This is a genomic window from Kribbella sp. NPDC050459, from assembly GCF_040655315.1.
Lineage (GTDB): Bacteria > Actinomycetota > Actinomycetes > Propionibacteriales > Kribbellaceae > Kribbella.
The window spans coordinates 410,109-427,850 of record NZ_JBFAJQ010000002.1 but is presented as its reverse complement, the minus strand read 5'-3'; the positions used below and the strand labels follow the sequence as shown (position 1 = coordinate 427,850).

At 68.1% G+C, this 17,742-nt stretch carries 17 protein-coding genes; 10 read left to right on the top strand and 7 right to left on the bottom strand.

Annotated elements, in window-relative coordinates; all coding sequences use genetic code 11:
- Positions 1 to 14: 14 nt before the first annotated feature.
- From AB0I12_RS07890 to AB0I12_RS07865, 6 genes are all read right to left on the bottom strand, one after another.
- Positions 15 to 1,991: an AarF/UbiB family protein gene (locus AB0I12_RS07890; protein WP_359926172.1), complete on the bottom strand. Its 1,977-nt coding sequence runs from the start codon at positions 1,989 to 1,991 to the stop codon at positions 15 to 17.
- Between the two features lie 119 nt (positions 1,992 to 2,110).
- Positions 2,111 to 2,863 carry a succinate dehydrogenase/fumarate reductase iron-sulfur subunit gene (locus tag AB0I12_RS07885; protein WP_355701204.1) on the bottom strand — a complete coding sequence of 251 codons (753 nt, stop codon included), beginning with the start codon at positions 2,861 to 2,863 and terminating at the stop codon, positions 2,111 to 2,113.
- Positions 2,860 to 4,737 carry a fumarate reductase/succinate dehydrogenase flavoprotein subunit gene (locus tag AB0I12_RS07880; protein WP_359926168.1) on the bottom strand — a complete coding sequence of 626 codons (1,878 nt, stop codon included), beginning with the start codon at positions 4,735 to 4,737 and terminating at the stop codon, positions 2,860 to 2,862. Before AB0I12_RS07880 ends, AB0I12_RS07885 begins: the two co-directional genes overlap by 4 nt.
- Before the next feature lie 32 nt (positions 4,738 to 4,769).
- Complete coding sequence (locus tag AB0I12_RS07875) at positions 4,770 to 5,570, bottom strand: hypothetical protein (RefSeq protein WP_359926166.1); 801 nt, start codon at positions 5,568 to 5,570, stop codon at positions 4,770 to 4,772.
- Positions 5,570 to 5,872 (bottom strand): hypothetical protein, encoded by a 303-nt coding sequence (locus AB0I12_RS07870; protein ID WP_131285659.1) that lies wholly within the window; start codon positions 5,870 to 5,872, stop codon positions 5,570 to 5,572. Before AB0I12_RS07870 ends, AB0I12_RS07875 begins: the two co-directional genes overlap by 1 nt.
- 102 nt (positions 5,873 to 5,974) lie before the next feature.
- Entirely contained in the window at positions 5,975 to 6,589 is a 615-nt protein-coding gene (locus AB0I12_RS07865; RefSeq protein WP_359926162.1) for a hypothetical protein, read from the bottom strand.
- A gap of 17 nt (positions 6,590 to 6,606) precedes the next feature.
- On the opposite strand from AB0I12_RS07865, the gene AB0I12_RS07860 reads away from it, so the two are divergent.
- The 10 genes from AB0I12_RS07860 to AB0I12_RS07815 all read left to right on the top strand — a co-directional run bounded on the left by AB0I12_RS07860 (position 6,607) and on the right by AB0I12_RS07815 (position 17,244).
- Positions 6,607 to 6,975 carry a (deoxy)nucleoside triphosphate pyrophosphohydrolase gene (locus AB0I12_RS07860; RefSeq protein ID WP_359926159.1) on the top strand — a complete coding sequence of 123 codons (369 nt, stop codon included), beginning with the start codon at positions 6,607 to 6,609 and terminating at the stop codon, positions 6,973 to 6,975.
- 146 nt (positions 6,976 to 7,121) lie between these two features.
- On the top strand, positions 7,122 to 8,168 hold the full coding sequence (locus tag AB0I12_RS07855; RefSeq protein ID WP_359926156.1) for an ABC transporter permease: 1,047 nt from the start codon (positions 7,122 to 7,124) through the stop codon (positions 8,166 to 8,168).
- A 3-nt stretch (positions 8,169 to 8,171) separates the two neighbouring features.
- Positions 8,172 to 9,176 carry an ABC transporter permease gene (locus AB0I12_RS07850; protein ID WP_359926153.1) on the top strand — a complete coding sequence of 335 codons (1,005 nt, stop codon included), beginning with the start codon at positions 8,172 to 8,174 and terminating at the stop codon, positions 9,174 to 9,176.
- Positions 9,177 to 9,189: 13 nt separating this feature from the next.
- Positions 9,190 to 10,260 carry an ABC transporter ATP-binding protein gene (locus tag AB0I12_RS07845; protein ID WP_359926150.1) on the top strand — a complete coding sequence of 357 codons (1,071 nt, stop codon included), beginning with the start codon at positions 9,190 to 9,192 and terminating at the stop codon, positions 10,258 to 10,260.
- A gap of 16 nt (positions 10,261 to 10,276) precedes the next feature.
- Complete coding sequence (locus tag AB0I12_RS07840; RefSeq protein WP_359926149.1) at positions 10,277 to 11,320, top strand: dipeptide ABC transporter ATP-binding protein; 1,044 nt, start codon at positions 10,277 to 10,279, stop codon at positions 11,318 to 11,320.
- 211 nt (positions 11,321 to 11,531) lie between these two features.
- Positions 11,532 to 13,205, top strand: coding sequence for an ABC transporter substrate-binding protein (locus AB0I12_RS07835; protein WP_359926146.1), 1,674 nt, complete (start codon positions 11,532 to 11,534; stop codon positions 13,203 to 13,205).
- Between the two features lie 174 nt (positions 13,206 to 13,379).
- Positions 13,380 to 13,676, top strand: coding sequence for a LuxR C-terminal-related transcriptional regulator (locus AB0I12_RS07830; RefSeq protein ID WP_359926143.1), 297 nt, complete (start codon positions 13,380 to 13,382; stop codon positions 13,674 to 13,676).
- A gap of 58 nt (positions 13,677 to 13,734) precedes the next feature.
- Positions 13,735 to 14,646, top strand: coding sequence for an N-acetyl-1-D-myo-inositol-2-amino-2-deoxy-alpha-D-glucopyranoside deacetylase (mshB, locus tag AB0I12_RS07825; protein WP_359926141.1), 912 nt, complete (start codon positions 13,735 to 13,737; stop codon positions 14,644 to 14,646).
- Between the two features lie 182 nt (positions 14,647 to 14,828).
- A complete protein-coding gene (locus AB0I12_RS07820; RefSeq protein WP_359926138.1) occupies positions 14,829 to 15,347 on the top strand; it encodes a flavin reductase family protein in 519 nt (172 codons plus the stop codon).
- 112 nt (positions 15,348 to 15,459) lie between these two features.
- Entirely contained in the window at positions 15,460 to 17,244 is a 1,785-nt protein-coding gene (locus tag AB0I12_RS07815; RefSeq protein WP_359926136.1) for a VanW family protein, read from the top strand.
- 16 nt (positions 17,245 to 17,260) lie between these two features.
- On the opposite strand, the gene AB0I12_RS07810 is transcribed toward AB0I12_RS07815, so the two are convergent.
- Positions 17,261 to 17,698 (bottom strand): type II toxin-antitoxin system PemK/MazF family toxin, encoded by a 438-nt coding sequence (locus AB0I12_RS07810; protein ID WP_359926134.1) that lies wholly within the window; start codon positions 17,696 to 17,698, stop codon positions 17,261 to 17,263.
- Between the last annotated feature and the right edge of the window lie 44 nt (positions 17,699 to 17,742).

The following is a 17,742-nucleotide window of genomic DNA, read 5'->3' as shown; positions in this document are numbered from 1 at the left end:
AAGTGAGGTTGAAGTCAAGTCGCCCGATGGCCGGGCAGCCGGAAGATCAGCACCAGCACGCGCAGGACGAGCACCGCGCAGATCACCAGCAGGTTGTAGCCGAGCAGCTGGAACAGCGTCATCGAGTCCGTGACCTTCGGGCCGCCCGGCGTCCCGAGCAGCAGGACGGCCATGATGCCCGCGGTCGCGCCGAGCACCGCCAGCAACGCCTGGTGGAGCAGGCCGGTGAAATGCCGGCGATCGCGTTCGTCGGCGAGCAGCCGCACGTTCACCCCGAGCCGGCCGCTCTCCGCGGCCGCGGCGATCCGGTCGATCCGGCGCGGCAGCCGGCGCAGCATCGGCAGCAGCGTGGCGAGCTCCTCGGTCGCCGTACGGCGCAGCGCGTCGGGCGCGAGGCGGTCGGTGACATGCGCGGTCGCGAACTGGCGCGACGCCGCCATCAGGTCGAAGCCGGGGGAGATCCGGGAGATCGTCCCCTCGATCGTGGCGAGCGCACGGAACACCGCGGCGACCTCGGGCGGTACGCCGAGCTGGTGCGAGGTGATGATCTTGAACAGGTCGTTGAACATCGCCGGGCCGAGCGCGACGCCGGCCGCGAGGTGCTTGGTCATGAACTGACCGACGGCCCGTTCGAGCGAGCGCTCGTCGACGACGTCGGGACGGTAGACGATCTCCAGCAGCGCGTCGGTGGCGGCCACCGGGTCGCCGCGGTCGACTGCCAGCAGGAACCGCTGCAGCGCCTCCCGGGTGGCCGGGTCGAGGCGGCCGACCGAGCCGAGATCGAGCATGCCGATCCGGCCGTCGGTGAGCAGCAGGAAGTTGCCCGGGTGCGGATCGGCGTGGAAGACCCCGTCGATCGCCACCTGGCCGAGCAGGCACTCGAACAGGGCGCGGCCGAGGTGCTCCGGGTCCAGTCCGCGGTCCGCGATTGCCTGGTTCGCGTTGCCGAGGCCGATCCCGTCGAGCCGTTGCATGGTCAGCACCCGGCCGGCCGAGCGCTCCGGGTAGAGCCGCGGTACGACGAGTTCCTTGCTGGCAGCAACGGACTGGCCGGCCGCCACGGTGGTCATGTTGCCGGCCTCGACGGTGAAGTCCAGCTCCTCGCGCATCGCGTCGGCGAAACCGTCGGCGAGCGCCCGGACACCCATCGAGCGGCCCCAGTCGGTGTTGCGTTCGAGCAGCCGGGCGAGCCGGCGGACGATGTCGAGGTCGCGGTCGACGACGGCGGCGATCCCGGGCCGCTGGACCTTCACCACCACGTCCGTGCCGTCGGTGAGCCGGGCGGTGTAGACCTGCGCGACGGAGGCGGCGGCGAGCGGCTCCGTGTCGAAGGCGGCGTACAACCGGTCCGGCGGCCCGCCGAGCTCGTCGGCGAGGACCTCCTCGATCTGCGCCCAGGGCGCCGCGGTGACCTGGTCCTGGAGGCGGCTGAGCTCAGCCGCGACCGAGGCCGGGATGACGTCGCTGCGGGTGGACAGGACCTGGCCGAGCTTCACGAACGTGACACCGGCCTCGTCGAGTGCGAGCCGCAGCGACCTGGCCAGCTCGGCCTGGCCGGCCGCGTTCTCCCGGCCCGGGCGGCGGCGGCCGCGCAGGTACGGCCCGAGGCCGTGCTTGATCGCGATCCGGAGGATCTGCAGGTACCGCCGGCCGCGGGCGATCCGCCCGCTCAGGTCCCGCCGCAGATCGCGGGCCCGCGGCAACGATCCGGTCGGCACCAGCGCCTCGGCGAGCACCAGGAACACCAGCCCGGCGAGCATCGAGCAGAGCACGATCAGCGCCATGAACGCGATCGCGGCGCCGTTCGACCCGGTCCACGGCGGCGTACCGATCATCGCGATCGCCAGCGGCCCGGAGACGCTCAGCGTGATCAGCGCGCCGACCGCCAGCCGCCCGAGCCCGAACCGCACGCCGAGCAGCCGCTGCGAGATCGGCACGAAGATCATCATGAAAACGACCAGGTTCACCAGCCGCAGCACCACAACATCCATGCCCCGAACCCTAGGCGCCCACGCCCCGCCCACGGCTCCCCCGCGCGGGTGAACCACCCCCCCACCACGGGCGCGCCCCCTGGCTCCGGGGTGGGGCCAGGGGGCGCGAGTGCGGTGTGTCAGGCTGGGCGGCGGCGGATCTTGTTGCCGAGCCAGACCAGCGGGTCGTACTTGCGGTCGGCGACGCGCTCCTTCATCGGGATCAACGCGTTGTCGGTGATCTTGATGTGCTCGGGGCACACCTCGGTGCAGCACTTGGTGATGTTGCAGAAGCCCAGGCCGTGCTGCTCCTGGGCCGCCTTCTGCCGGTCGGCGGCGTCGAGCGGGTGCATGTCCAGTTCGGCGATCCGCATCAGGAACCGCGGACCGGAGAAGCTCTCCTTGTTCTCCTCGTGGTCCCGGATCACGTGACAGGTGTCCTGGCACAGGAAGCACTCGATGCACTTGCGGAACTCCTGCGACCGCTCGACATCGACCTGCTGCATCCGGTACTCACCGGGCTTCAGGTCCGCCGGCGGCTTGAAGGCCGGCACCTCGCGCGCCTTCTGGTAGTTGTACGACACGTCGGTGACCAGGTCGCGGATCACCGGGAAGGTGCGCATCGGCGTGACCGTGACGACCTCGTCCTCGGCGAACGTGTTCATCCGGCACATGCACATCAGCTTCGGCATGCCGTTGATCTCGGCGCTGCACGAGCCGCACTTGCCGGCCTTGCAGTTCCAGCGCACCGCCATGTCCGGCGTCTGGGTGGCCTGCAGCCGGTGGATGACGTCGAGGACGACCTCGCCCTCGTTCACCTCGACCTCGTAGTCCTTGAGCTCGCCGCCCTCGGCGTCCCCACGCCAGACGCGGAATTTGCCTGTGTAGCTCATGCTGTCGGCAGCTCCTCTTCGGTGAGGTACTTCTTCAGCTCGTCGACCTCGAACAGCTCCAGCAGGTCCTCGCGCATCGGGATCTGCTGCTCCTCGGTTACGTTCACGCCGCCGTCGGCGTCGAGCGCGCAGACCAGCAGCTTCTTGCGCCACTCGGCCGACATCGTCGGGTAGTCGTCGCGGGTGTGACCGCCGCGCGACTCCTGCCGCATCAGCGCCGCCCCGGCCACACACTCCGACACGGTCAGCATGTTGCGCAGGTCGAGCGCGAGGTGCCAGCCCGGGTTGAACTGGCGGTGACCCTCCACCGTCATCTTCGCGATCCGGCTGCGGAACTCGGACAGGCGGCCGAGCGCCTGCTCCATCTCCTCTTCCTTGCGGATGATGCCGACCAGGTCGTTCATCGCCTGCTGCAGTTCCTGGTGGATCGTGTACGGGTTCTCGCCGCCCTCGAGCTCGAACGGCGCGAGCGCGTCGGCCGCCGCGGCGTCGACGTCGGCCTCGTCGATCTTCGGCCGCGCCTGCAGTTGATCGACGTACGTCGCCGCGCCCATGCCGGCCCGCCGCCCGAAGACCAGCAGGTCGGACAGCGAGTTGCCGCCGAGCCGGTTGGAGCCGTGCATACCGCCGGCCACCTCACCCGCGGCGAACAGGCCCGGTACGACCGACGACGCGGTGTCCGGGTCGACCTCGACGCCGCCCATCACGTAGTGGCAGGTCGGGCCGACCTCCATCGGCTCCGCGGTGATGTCGACGTCGGCCAGCTCCTTGAACTGGTGGTGCATCGACGGCAGCCGCCGGGTGATCTCCTCGGCCGGGAGCCGCGACGACACGTCCAGGAACACGCCGCCGTGCGGCGTACCGCGGCCGGCCTTGACCTCGGAGTTGATCGCGCGGGCGACCTCGTCACGGGGCAGCAGCTCCGGCGGGCGCCGGTTGTTGTCCGGGTCCTTGTACCAGCGGTCCGCCTCATCCTCGGTCTCGGCGTACTGCGCCCGGAACACGTCCGGCACGTACTCGAACATGAACCGCTTGCCCTCGGAGTTCTTCAGCACGCCGCCGTCACCGCGGACCGACTCCGTGACCAGGATGCCCTTCACCGACGGCGGCCAGACCATGCCGGTCGGATGGAACTGGATGAACTCCATGTTGATCAGCGTCGCGCCGGCCCGCATCGCCAGCGCGTGCCCGTCACCGGTGTACTCCCAGGAGTTCGAGGTGACCTTGAAGGACTTGCCGACGCCGCCGGTCGCCAGCACGACGGCCGGCGCCTCGAACAGCACGAACCGGCCCGACTCCCGCCAGTAGCCGAAGGCGCCGGAGATCGCGTCGCCGTCCTTCAGCAGCTCGGTGATCGTGCACTCGGCGTACACCTTGAGGTTCGCCTCGTAGTCGCCGGTGGTCTCGAAGTCCTCCTGCTGCAGCGAGACGATCTTCTGCTGCAGCGTGCGGATCAGCTCCAGGCCGGTGCGGTCGCCGACGTGCGCGAGCCGCGGGTAGGTGTGGCCGCCGAAGTTGCGCTGGCTGATCCGGCCGTCCGGCGTGCGGTCGAACAGCGCGCCGTACGTCTCCAGCTCCCAGACCCGGTCGGGCGCCTCCTGCGCGTGCAGTTCGGCCATCCGCCAGTTGTTCAGGAACTTCCCGCCGCGCATCGTGTCGCGGTAGTGGACCTGCCAGTTGTCGTTGGAGTTCGCGTTGCCCATCGCGGCGGCGCAGCCGCCCTCGGCCATCACGGTGTGTGCCTTGCCGAACAGCGACTTGCAGATGATCGCGGTCTTCTTGCCCTGTTCGCGGGCCTCGATCGCCGCGCGCAGGCCGGCGCCGCCGGCCCCGATCACGACGACGTCGTACGAGTGTCGTTCCAGCTCAGTCATGTCTAAGGAAGTCCCAAATCAAGAGATAGAGCTCAGTTGATGATGCGCAGGTCGGAGAACCAGCCGGCCGACAGCGCCATGATGTAGAAGTCGGTCAGGATCACGGTGAACAGCGACGTCATCGCGAAGGTGCCGTGCCTCGGGTTCAGCTTGGACACGAAGGTCCAGTACCGGTAGCGCATCGGGTGCTTGGAGAAGTTCTTCAGCCGGCCGCCGACGATGTGCCGGCAGGCGTGGCAGGACAGCGTGTAGAGCCACAGGAACACCAGGTTGATCCAGATGATCAGGGTGCCGAGGCCGATACCGAAGCCGCCGTCCTTGCCGTGGAAGGCCTGGATGCCGTCGTAGATGTTCAGCAGACCGAAGACCAGTGCGCCGTAGAAGAAGTAGCGGTGCAGGTTCAGCGCGACCAGCGGGAACTTCCGCTCTCCGGTGTAGGTCTTGTGCGGCTCAGGCACCGCGCAGGCGGCCGGCGCGAAGAACAGCGACCGGTAGCCCGCCTTGCGGTAGTAGTAGCAGGTACCGCGGAAGCCGGCCAGGATCACGAACGTGATCAGGCTGAACGGCAGGAAGCGCGGGAAGGCGCCGAACCAGGTGCCGAGGTGACTGGAACCCTCGACACAGCTACTCGTGATGCACGGCGAGTACAGCGGCGTGAGGTAGTGGTACGCGTCGACCCAGTACCACTTGTTCATGAAGATCCGGACCGTCGCGTAGACGATGAAGAACAGCAGGATCACGCCGATGCGCAGCGGCGCGAGCCACCAGCGATCCGTTCTCGCGGTCTTCAGACCTATTTGCGCGCGTCCTGGCGCGCTCACTCCGGTAGCCATCAGGGTGCATGCCTGTCAGGCGCGCCGAAGCCTTCGTGTTCCGCGTCGGTCCACATGGACGCGTCATACTCCACGTCGGGAATCTCCTCGAGTTCCTCCGGAACTGGTCCGGGCCTGTGCCTGGGGTCGGGCGGGCCCAGCTCTGCGAGGTCGTCGCTCAACCGGGCCACGTCGGACACCAGGCGGCGGATGCCGAGGGTGTCACCGTACTCCTGGCTGAGTTTGCCGACGGCAGCGTGTAACCCTTCGAGCGCGCGGACGACCGCGGCGATGTTGCCTGGGCTGTTGTTGCCCTCACCCATGCCGACTCCAGTAATGGTTTTGTAGCTGTCAGTATGGGCACACTTTGCCCCTGCCGAGCGCCCAACGGAAGACCCCTCGGTACGGCGTGTTTCCAGTTAGGCTTACCTCAGTTGCGAGCGTGCCGACGGGTGGAGTAATGGGGCGTATCCACCCTGCAGCACAAGAAGATTCGCCGGCGGCGTGAGGGTCTCGACCTCGATCGGGCCGGCCGGTCGCAGCGGTTCGCCGTACCCCTCCCATGACCACGGCAGCACCTGCCGGCCGAGCACCAGTGCCGGGGAACCGTCGAGCCGGACCATGGCTCCGTCGGGCAGGTCGGCGAGGTTCTGGGTCGTCGTGCGCTGCCGTCGGGTGCGCGACTCGACCCGCTGGCTGTGCAGGACCGCGTCCATCTCCGGAGCTCTCAGGTGCCGGCCCCAGGCGTCGGCGTACAGCAGGAAGTCCCTGCGCCGGCAGTAGGCGCACGGCCGATGACCGGCCGCGAGAGCGACCGCCTCGTCGAAGAAGAACAGTGCCGTCCACCGCCCGGGCGGCATCGGATCGCGACGCCGGCCCTGGAAGTCGAGGACGCAGGAGATCCACGCTTTCGACCGCCAGCGGGTCGTTCCCAGGCGGCGATCGGCGCCGTGCAGGCAGCCGCGGTTGCCCATCAGGAGGCCGCGTCCCGGATCCGCGACGATGTCCTGCGTGGGGAGAACCCTGTTCTGCAACGGCACGGCAGCATCATGTCTGAATGCGGATCGTGGTGGGAGTTGCAATGGTGCGGGACGACCGGGTGCTGGCGGCGTACCGGCCGGGGCCGGACGGCGGGTGGGAGTTCCCGGGCGGGAAGGTCGAGCCGGGGGAGACCGACGAGCAGGCCGCGGTCCGGGAGATCCGCGAGGAACTGGACCTGGAGATCAAGGTCGGCGAGTCCCTCGGGCCGGGTGTCGACATCTCGGCGGCGTACCGCCTGCACGTGTACCTGGCGACGGTCGTGGCCGGCGATCCGGTCCTGCGTGAGCACGCCGAGCTGCGCTGGTTCGCGCGGGACGAACTGGACGAAAGTGACTGGCTGGTACCCGACCGGCCGTTCGTCCGGGCACTGCGAATCCGGCTCTGAGTGGCGGAAGTCACACCGGTCACGATTCGGTGACTAGCTTCGGCTGCCCATGGCGTCCACACTGCGAGATACGTAGGGTTCCCGGAAACCCGGCCAGCCGGGCCGGAGAGTCCGGGGTGCATCACCAGAAGGACGGGTGACGGGCGATGACGCTGGGGGTATCGGAGACGCAGTCCCCTGATGAGGGGCTGCCGGCAGATGCTCTGGCACAGACTGCCGAGGCGAAGGAGATCGAAGGCCGCTCACTGGGCCAGATCGCCTGGGCGCGGCTGCGACGTGACAAGGTCGCGATCATCAGTGCGGTGGTGATTCTGCTGATCGTCGCGGTGGCGATCTTCGCGCCGCTGATCGTGAAACTGAACGGGTTCCCACCCGATCAGTTCAACAAGCTGGACGCCAACGGGAACCCGTTGCTGAACACCCGCGACGGCGGTATCCCGATCGGCGGCCTGTGGGGCAGCGGTACGAGCTCGGAGCACTGGCTCGGCGTCGAACCGCAGAACGGCCGGGACATCTTCTCCCGGCTGGTCTACGGGACCCGGGTCTCGCTGCTCGTGGCGCTCGGCGGCACCATCATCGCGGTCGTGCTCGGCACGGTGATCGGGATGGTGTCGGGGTACTTCGGCGGCTGGATCGACACGCTGCTCAGCCGGTTGATGGACATCATGCTGAGCTTCCCGTCGCTGCTGTTCGTGATGGCGCTGACGCCGGTGGTCGCGTCGCGGGCCCAGGACCTGTTCGGTATCGAGGACAACAACACACTCCGGATGGGCGTGCTGATGTTCGTCCTCGGGTTCTTCGGCTGGGCCTATCTGGCCCGGATCGTGCGTGGTCAGACGCTCTCGCTGCGTGAACGGGAGTTCGTCGAGGCGGCCCGTTCGCTCGGCGCCGGGTCGAACTACGTGATCTTCCGCCAGGTGCTGCCGAACCTGCTGCCGACGCTGCTCGTCTACACGACGCTGCTGCTGCCGACCAACATCACGGCCGAGGCGGCGCTGTCCTTCCTGGGTGTCGGCATCAAGGAGCCGACCGCGTCCTGGGGCCGGATGATCGCCGACGCGTCCGCCTGGATCGAGAGCAACCCGTTGTACCTGTTCTTCCCGGGGATGGCGCTGTTCATCACCGTGCTGGCATTCAACCTGCTCGGCGACTCGGTCCGGGACGCCCTCGACCCGCGCGCCGGAAGGAGCTGACCGGTGGGCCGTTACATCATCCGCCGCCTGATCCAGGCGGTGTTCGTGCTGATCGTGATCAGCGCGATCACGTTCTTCCTGTTCTGGGCCACGCCGGCCAATCCCGCGCTGCTGATCTGCGGCAAGAACTGCAACGCGGAGACGGTCGCCCAGGTCAACGCGACGTACGGCTTCGACAAGCCGCTGATCGTGCAGTACGGGCAGTACATGCAAGGCCTGGTGAGCCCCGGGGGCCGCATGATCGGCTCGGAGGGTAACGAGCGCAACTGCCCGTGGCCGTGCTTCGGGGAGTCGTACCAGAACGGCATCCCGGTCTGGAACTCGATCAAGGACGCGTTCCCGTCGACGCTGTGGCTGGCCCTCGGGGCCGCGATCCTCTGGCTGGTGGCCGGCGTCCTGCTCGGACTGATAGCGGCGCTGCGCAAGGGCAAGTTCATCGACAAGTTCAGCGTCGGCCTGGCGTTGTTCGGGGTGTCGTTCCCGACGATCGTGTTCGGCTACCTGCTGCTGTTCCTGTTCATCGTCAAGCTGGAATGGATCCCGTTCCCGGACACCGCGAACGCCGCCTTGTTCAGCGTCGGTCCGGTGAAGTGGGCGCAGTTCTACATCCTGCCCTGGATGACGCTCGCGCTGGTCTACGCGGCGCTGTACACCCGGCTGACCAGGGCGAACATGATCGACACGATGAACGAGGACTACATCCGTACCGCCCGGGCGAAGGGCCTGGACGAACGGACGGTGGTCTTCAAGCACGGGCTGCGGTCCGCGCTGACGCCGATCGTGACCATCTTCGGCCTGGACGTCGGCGGCCTGCTGGGCGGCGCGGTGATCACCGAGCAGATCTTCAGCATCACCGGACTCGGCAAGTTCTCGATCGACTCGGTGCTCAGCAACGACCTGCCCGCGATCATGGGCGTGGTGCTGTTCGCGGCGATCTTCGTGGTGGTCGCGAACATCATCGTCGACGTCCTGTACGCCGTCATCGACCCGCGCGTGCGGCTGGCCTGAGGAAGGTGGCGTGGTGACCGAATCCGTGACCAGTGCGACGCCCGCGGAGGCGCGCTCGGGGAAGCCGTTCCTGGAGGTCAAGGACCTGCAGGTGCACTTCCCGACCGACGACGGCCTGGTGAAGGCCGTCAACGGGCTGAGCTTCACCTTGGAGCGCGGCAAGACGCTCGGCATCGTCGGCGAGTCCGGCTCCGGCAAGAGTGTGTCGAGCCTGGCGATCATGGGTCTGCACAAGGGCAGCCGGGCGCAGGTGACCGGCGAGATCTGGCTGGACGGCGCGGAGCTGGTCGGGATGTCCGTGGCCGAGATGCGGACGCTGCGCGGCCAGCAGGTCGCGATGATCTTCCAGGACCCGTTGTCGGCGATGCACCCGTTCTACCGGGTCGGTGACCAGCTCACCGAGGCCTACCTGGTGCACAACGACGCGCCGAAGGCGGTGGCCAAGAAGCGCGCGATCGACCTGCTCGACCGGGTCGGCATCCCGGCGCCGGACAAGCGCTTCTACGACTACCCGCACCAGTTCTCCGGCGGTATGCGGCAGCGCGCGATGATCGCGATGGCGCTGATGTGCGACCCGGCGCTGCTGATCGCGGACGAGCCGACCACCGCACTCGACGTCACCGTCCAGGCCCAGATCCTCGACCTGATGCAGGATCTGCAGAAGGAGTTCAACTCCGCGATCATCCTGATCACCCACGACCTCGGCGTGGTGGCCAAGATGACCGAGAACGTGGTTGTGATGTACGGCGGCCGGGTGGTCGAGACGGGTGCCGTCCGGGACATCTTCTACCGGCCCGAGATGCCGTACACGTGGGGTCTGCTCGGTTCGATCCCGCGAGTGCACCGCTCCGGCGACGGCCGGCTCAAGTCGATCCGGGGTACGCCGCCGTCGCTGATCAACCTGCCCAAGGGATGCCCGTTCCAGCCGCGTTGCGACTACCAGAGCCACGTCGAGGGCGCGGACTGCGCCACCGAACTGCCCGAGCTGTTGCAGATCGGCCAGGAGCCGCACCTGGTGCGGTGCCACATCCGGTCCGAGCAGCGCCGCAAGCTGTTCACCGAGCAGATCAAGCCGAACCTGTGATGGCCGAGGAGTGCCGGTGAGTACGACGTCAGCAGCCGAGCACACGGCCGGCAAGGAATCCGCACGCGGCGAGCTGCTGCTCGAGACCCGCGGACTGCAACGCTACTTCCCGGTCACCCGGGGGATCATCTTCCAGAAGCAGACCGGCGCGGTGAAGGCGGTCGACGGTGTCGACCTCAGCATCCACGCCGGCGAGACGCTCGGGGTGGTCGGTGAGTCCGGCTGCGGGAAGACCACCACGGGCCGGCTGGTGACCCGGCTGGACGAGCCCACCGGCGGATCGATCTCGTTCCTGGGCTCGGACATCACGCACCTGAACCGGATGAAGATGCGGCCGTTCCGGCGCGACGTCCAGATGATCTTCCAGGACCCGTTCTCGTCGCTGAACCCGCGGCAGACGGTCGGCACGATCATCTCGGCGCCGTTCGACATCCAGGGCGCCAAGCCCGACGGCGGCACGAAGAAGGCCGTCCAGGCGCTGATGGAGACGGTCGGGCTGAATCCCGAGCACTACAACCGGTACCCGCACGAGTTCTCCGGTGGCCAGCGGCAACGGATCGGCGTCGCGCGGGCGCTCGCGCTGCGCCCGAAGCTGATCGTCTGCGACGAGCCGGTGTCGGCGCTCGACGTGTCGATCCAGGCCCAGATCGTGAACCTGCTGGAGGATCTGCAGAACGAGTTCGGCCTGGCCTACCTGTTCATCGCGCACGACCTGTCGGTGATCCGGCACATCTCCGACCGGGTCGCGGTGATGTACCTGGGCAAGGTGGTCGAGACCGCCGACCGGGACGAGCTCTACAACCACGCCCGGCACCCGTACACGCACGCGTTGCTGTCCGCGGTCCCGGAGGCCGATCCGGATGCCGAGGAGCGGCGCGAGCGGATCCGGCTGACCGGCGACGTGCCGAGCCCACTGAACCCGCCCTCGGGGTGCCGCTTCCGCACCAGGTGCTGGAAGGCGCAGGAGATCTGCGCCGCGGAAGAACCGCCGCTGGTCCAGATCGGCGCCCCGGGCCATCAAGCGGCGTGCCACTTCCCGGAGGAACGGGACGTGGTCTGACGACTACACAGAGCTTCGCTCCGGTGTACCAACGGCATTGAAGGGATCACGATCTGGTCAAGCGGGCGAATCTGCATTGCGCTGTTTGTGAACACGTGAGTTGATGACCGCCACATGACGTAGATCTCTTTCTTCATGCCGCCGTGACCCGGCGACAAGTGTCAACACAAGGAAGGAAACACTGGCCATGGATCACCTCAAACGAACCGGAGTGGCAATCGCCGTGGGGTTCGGTCTGAGCCTGACCGCGGTTGCCTGCGGCGGGGGAGAAAGCAATACGCCGAGCGGGCAGGCCTCGGCCGGTGCCAAGGGGGGCACCGTTACCGTCTACCACGTCAACGACGTGGAGCACCTCGACCCGGCGCGGAACTTCGTCACCGACTCCGGCATGATCGGCAAGCTGATCACCCGGACCCTGACGGACTACCGGTACGACGCCAAGGCGAAGAAGATCATCCTCGAGAAGGACCTCGCCGACAGCTACGAGTCCAGCCCCGACTTCAAGACCTGGACCTTCAAGCTGAAGGACGGCATCAAGTACGAGGACGGCACGCCGATCGTTGCCGCTGACATCAAGTACAACGCCGAGCGGTCGTTCGCCGCCGACATGGCCGAGGGTGCGCCGTACGCGCACGAGTACCTCGACTGCAAGGGCTACAAAGGCCCGTACGTGGCGAACAACAACAACGGCAAGGGCTGCACCGCCATCGAGGTGCCGGACGAGAAGACGATCATCTTCAAGCTGAACCGCCCGGTCGCCTCCTTCGACGGCACGGCGAGCATGAAGGTCTTCTCGCCGGTCCCGAAGGCCAAGGACACCAAGACGCAGTACGACAACCACCCGGTGTCGAGCGGCCCGTACAAGATCGAGACGTACACCCGCAAGAAGCAGTTGGTGCTGGTCCGCAACGACCAGTGGGACCAGAAGACCGACCCGCTGCGCGACGCACGTCCGGACAAGTTCATCTTCAAGTTCGGTGACGCCGAGGCGACCGTCGACCAGCGACTGATCGCGAACGGCGCGGCCGACCAGAGCTCGCTGAGCTTCGCCGGTGTGCAGCCGGAGAACATCGCCAAGACGAACCAGGCCAACGTCAAGGACCGGGTCGTCGAGGGCACCGACATCTGCCGCCGCTACATCGCGTTCAACGAGCAGAAGCCGCTGCTGAAGAACCAGAAGCTGCGCGAGGCCCTGTACTACGGCCTGGACCGGACCAGCTACCGCGACGGCCGTGGTGGCGAGCGGCTCGCCAAGGTGGTCGACTCGATCATTCCGCAGGACATGGAGGGCTACAAGCCGGAGGAGAACTTCAAGGCTCCGGAGCAGGGTGACCCGGCCAAGGCCAAGCAGCTGCTGACCGAGGCGGGTTACAAGGGCGAGAAGCTCGTCCTGGGCACCGCGGACTCCGGTCTGGCCGTGAAGGCCGCCGAGGCCGCGCAGGCTTCCTGGAAGGCTGTCGGGATCAACGTCGAGATCCAGAAGATCCCGGGTGACAACTACTACTCGACCCAGCAGCAGGACTCCGCGGCGACCGACCTGATCACCGCTGGCTGGTGCTACGACTGGGCGAGCCTCACGACGATCGTGCCGTCGGTCTTCGGACCTGACACGACCGCCGCGGGCAAGGCCGCGCAGAACAACTACGCGCGCAGCCAGGCCGGCTGGGACAAGATGGGTCAGATCACGTCGCAGACCGACAAGCAGAAGATCGAGACCGACCTGTCCGACCTGTACGTCGAGATCATGAAGACGGCGCCGCTGGTGCCGACCGTCCAGGACCTCAACGTGTACGTCGTCGGCTCGAACCTCGACAACGTCGTGGCCGACCCGAACACCGGTGGCATTCCCGACCTGACGCAGATCGGTGTGAAGAAGGTCAGCTGACCCCGGCACCCGCAGTACGAAATTGAACAGTATTGAACAGTGAAGGGCGGCGCCGTTCGGCGCCGCCCTTCCTGCTGTCCGGAACTGTATGGGTCGTTTGTATGGGTTGTACCTGGCGACCGCTCTCGGCCGGCGACGAGAATCCTTGTCCTGGACTCTTGGGGAGGAGTGGGTATGTCGGTCTACCCGGCGGTGCCGGTGGTGCGGAGAGAGGACTTCGCGCCGGACGTCGTCTGCGAGGTGTACGAGCTCGGGTCCCGCCGGCGGGAACCGTCCGCGGTCAACGAGCTGACCAGCCGCCAGGTGACGATCGGCCGGATGATGGCGACCGGAGCCAAGGACGCGGCGATCGCGCACGAGCTGGGCCTGTCGCTGCGCACCATCCGGTCCGAGATCAGCGCGCTGATCGCCGGCCTCGGCGCCAAGTCACGGTTCCAGGCCGGGTGCCTGCTGGTCCGGCGCTTCGGCTGACCGGTGTCGGGAAAATTCCTTATCCCGAACTGTCCGCCGCCCGACGTAGGCTTTCGGCATGGTTGAGCTTGCTGAGCGCCGGCTGCTGCTGGTGCACGCCCACCCGGACGACGAAACCATCAACAACGGTGTGACGATGGCGCGCTATGTCGCCGAGGGAGCCCACGTCACCCTGGTCACCTGCACCCTCGGCGAGGAGGGCGAGGTCCTCGTCCCCGAGCTGTCGCACCTGGCCGCCGATCAGACTGACGGCCTCGGCGAGCACCGGATCGGTGAGCTCGCGGACGCGATGGCCGAGCTCGGTGTCACCGACCACCGCTTCCTCGGCGGCCCGGGCAAGTACCGCGACACCGGGATGATCTACAACGACGCGGGCAACGCGGACGTCCCGCCGGAGACCCGCAAGGACAGTTTCTGGCAGGCCGACCTGCTGAGCGCGGCAGACGACCTGGTCCCGATCATCCGCGAGGTCCGCCCGCAGGTCCTGGTCACCTACGACCAGTACGGCAACTACGGCCACCCGGACCACATCAAGGCCCACCGGGTGGCGACGTACGCCGCCGACCTGGCCGCCGCCCGGTCGTACCGTGAGGACCTCGGACCGGCGTGGGAGATCCCGAAGATCTACTGGACGGCGATGGCCGAGTCGCGGATGCGCCAACAGCTCCGGCTGCTGCGCGAGTCCGGCGACACCACCACGTTCGAGGGCATGGACCCCGAGGGCCCGCTCGGTCCGTTCGTCACGCCGGACCGGCTGATCGACTGCGTGATCGAGGGCGAGGAGTTCATCGACCGGAAGATGAACGCGATGAAGGCGCACGCCACCCAGATCACCGTCGACGGCCCGTTCTTCGCCCTGTCCAACAACCTCGGCAACCAGATCTGGAGCTCCGAGCCGTACCGCTTGGTCAAGGGCACCGCCGCCCCGGCCCCCGACGGCCTCGAACACGATCTCTTCGCCGGCCTCTGAGCCGGACCGGCAGCACTCGGAGATCCAGCCGGCCGCTCGCGCCTGAGCACGAGCGGCCGGCGATCCCGGTCACCAACCATCGATGGTCCGGTACCCCGGGCGGCGGTAACGATGCGGGTGGCGTGATCGGTCCCACACGCCGGGTTGAGGTATCAACCCGGGTCCGGGCATAACCTGCTGAGGTGTCGTCTTCCGAGTCGAGTGGGAGTGTCCCGCCTGCGGACTTCCGGGCTGCCCTGGGGCAGTTCGCGACGGGGATCACGATCATGAGCACGCTCCAGGACGGTGTCGCGCACGCGATGACCGCGAACGCGTTCACCTCGGTCTCGCTCGATCCGCCGCTGGTGCTGGTCTGCGTCGACAAGGCCGTCCGGATGCACGCGGCCGTGCTGGACTGCGGCTACTGGGCGGTGTCGGTGCTGTCCGGGGGGCAGCGACCGATCGCGGACCGGTTCGCGCGGTCCGGGCGGGATCTGTACAGCCAGTTCGACGGCATCGGGACGACGGCCGGCCCGAAGACGGGCTGCCCGACCGTCGACGGCGCCCTGTCGTGGCTCGAGTGCCGCACCTGGGCGACGTACGACGGGGGAGATCACACGATCGTGGTGGGTGAGGTGCTGAGTCTGGGATCGGGCGATCCGGGCGACCCGAGCGCGCTGATCTACCACTCCAGTCACTACCGGGAACTGCCCGGAAACTGACCGTTACCCCCGGGGCATCGCGGGGCAGCCCCGACGGTCGGGAGGGTCCGCAACGTCCCGTAGGATGTGCGCTTGTGCCCTGACCAAGGCTCGAGCAGGAGGACTCTGTCCGGTGGGGAGAAAACAGCTCGCGGGGATCATCGCCGCCGCCGGGCTCGGTGTAGTCGTCGTGGGGTACGGCGCGGCGTTCGCGTTCGCCGGGGACAAGATTCCGGGTGACACCACCGTGCTCGGGATCCCGATCGGCGGGCTCTCCGAGAAGGACGCGAAGGCCAAGCTGACCGCTGGTCTCCAGGACCGCGCGGCCGCCCCGATCGCGCTGACGGCGGGCGGGTCGACGTTCCAGGTGGCGCCGGCCGACGCCGGACTCACCGTGGACGTCGACAAGACCGTCTCCGCCGCGGGCGCGGGCCGCAGCCTCGCCCCGGGCCGGATCTGGCACGCGCTGACCGGTGGCGACGCGGTCGAGCCGGTCGTCACCAAGGACGACGCCAAGCTGAAGGCGGCCGTCGACAAGCTGGCCGGCCAGGTGAACCGCAAGGCCACCGAGGGCACGATCACGTTCAAGGGCACCAAGCCGGTCAAGCACGAGCCGGCCGACGGGCTGCAGCTCGACACCGCGAAGGCGGCCGGCGCGGTGTTCGCGGCGTACCCCGCGGACGGCGCCCCGAAGGACCTGCCGGTCGAGGTGACCAAGCCGCAGGCCGCGCCCGAGGCGATCGAGAAGGCGATGACGGAGTTCGCCGAGCCGGCGATGTCGGGCCCGATCCGGCTGACCGTCGGGTCGAAGTCGGTCGAGCTGGAGCCGGCCGAGCTGGCCCCGGCGCTGGCCGTCAGCGTGCAGGAGGGCAAGGTCATCCCGGCGCTGAGCACGAAGGCGCTGGAGCCGCTGTTCCAGGAGCGGTTCAAGGCGCTGGAGACGCTGCCGAAGGACGCGACGGTGCAGGTCGCCGGCGCCGGCCCGAAGGTGGTCCCGGCGGTCGACGGCATGGTGGTGGACCGGGCGAAGGTCGGCGCGGCGATCCTGACGATCCTGCCGAAGCCGACCGGCGAGCGGCGCGCCGCCGTACCGCTGACGGCGACCAAGGCGAAGTTCACCACCGAGCAGGCGACCGCGCTCGGGATCACGCAGAACATCGGCGACTTCAAGACCGAGTTCCCGCACGCGCCGTACCGCAACACCAACATCGGGACCGCGGCGGCGAAGATCAACGGGACGCTGCTGAAGCCGAACGAGATCTTCAGCCTGAACAAGATCGTCGGCGAGCGGACCAAGGAGAACGGGTTCGCCGAGGGGTACATCATCAGCGGCGGGAAGTTCGAGAAGGACTTCGGCGGCGGTGTCTCGCAGTCGGCGACCACGACCTTCAACGCCGCGTTCTTCGCCGGCGTGAAGATCCTCGAGCACAAGGCGCACAGCGTCTACATCAGCCGCTACCCGGTCGGCCGGGAGGCGACCGTGGCGTGGCCGTCGGTGGACCTGAGGTTCCAGAACGACTCCGGGCACGGCCTGCTGGTGCAGACGATCTTCAAGGCGTCGACCCCGGGCAGCAAGGGCAGCATCCGGGTGATCATCTGGGGCACGAAGTTCGTCGACGTCACCGCCGGGCAGTCGGCGAAGACGAACGTCCGGCAGCCGAGCGTCGTCTACAACACGGCCGCCAAGTGTGAGCCGCAGGCGCCGACCGCGGGCTTCGACATCACTATCTACCGGTACTTCGCGAAGAACGGCGTCCGGCAGAAGACCGAGTCGTTCACTACGAAGTACAACGCCGCCGACGACATCCGCTGCGGTCCGAAGCCGGGCACCGTGGTCACACCGCCGCCGGGTGGAATCACCCCGCCGCCCGGCCGGAAGCCGTCGAGCGCGACGAACACCACGCCCCCGGCCAGCTGACGGATCAGCCGGCCGGTCAGCCGCGGTGCAGGTTGTGCAGTCCGGCCGCGACCTCGTCGAAGACGCTCTCGTCGATGACCGCGCCCTCGCGGCGGACCTGCTGCGGGTCGATGCGCAGGACGCGGTCCAGGCGGACCTCACTGGGCCGGTGCTCGTTGTCCCAGGCGCCGCTGCCGATGTCCAGCCAGACCCGGCCCCAGCGCGCCTCGTCGGCGGCGTCGCGGTCGTGGTCCTTGCTGGTCAGGATCAGCGCCAGCAGGTAGGGCTCGTCCCAGCCGACGACGAGCACCGGGCGGTCCTTCCCGCGGCTGTGGTCCTCCTCGAACGGCACCCAGGTCCAGACGACCTCGCCGGGATCCGCCACCCCGTCGTCCGGGTGCGGCGTGTACTCCACCCGCACGGTCCCCTCGAAGTCCCCGGCGTACTCCGGCCGCTCCACCACGTGATCCGCCATGGCAGAGCAGCGTAGCTCCCTCACATCTCGGCACCCTCGCAACG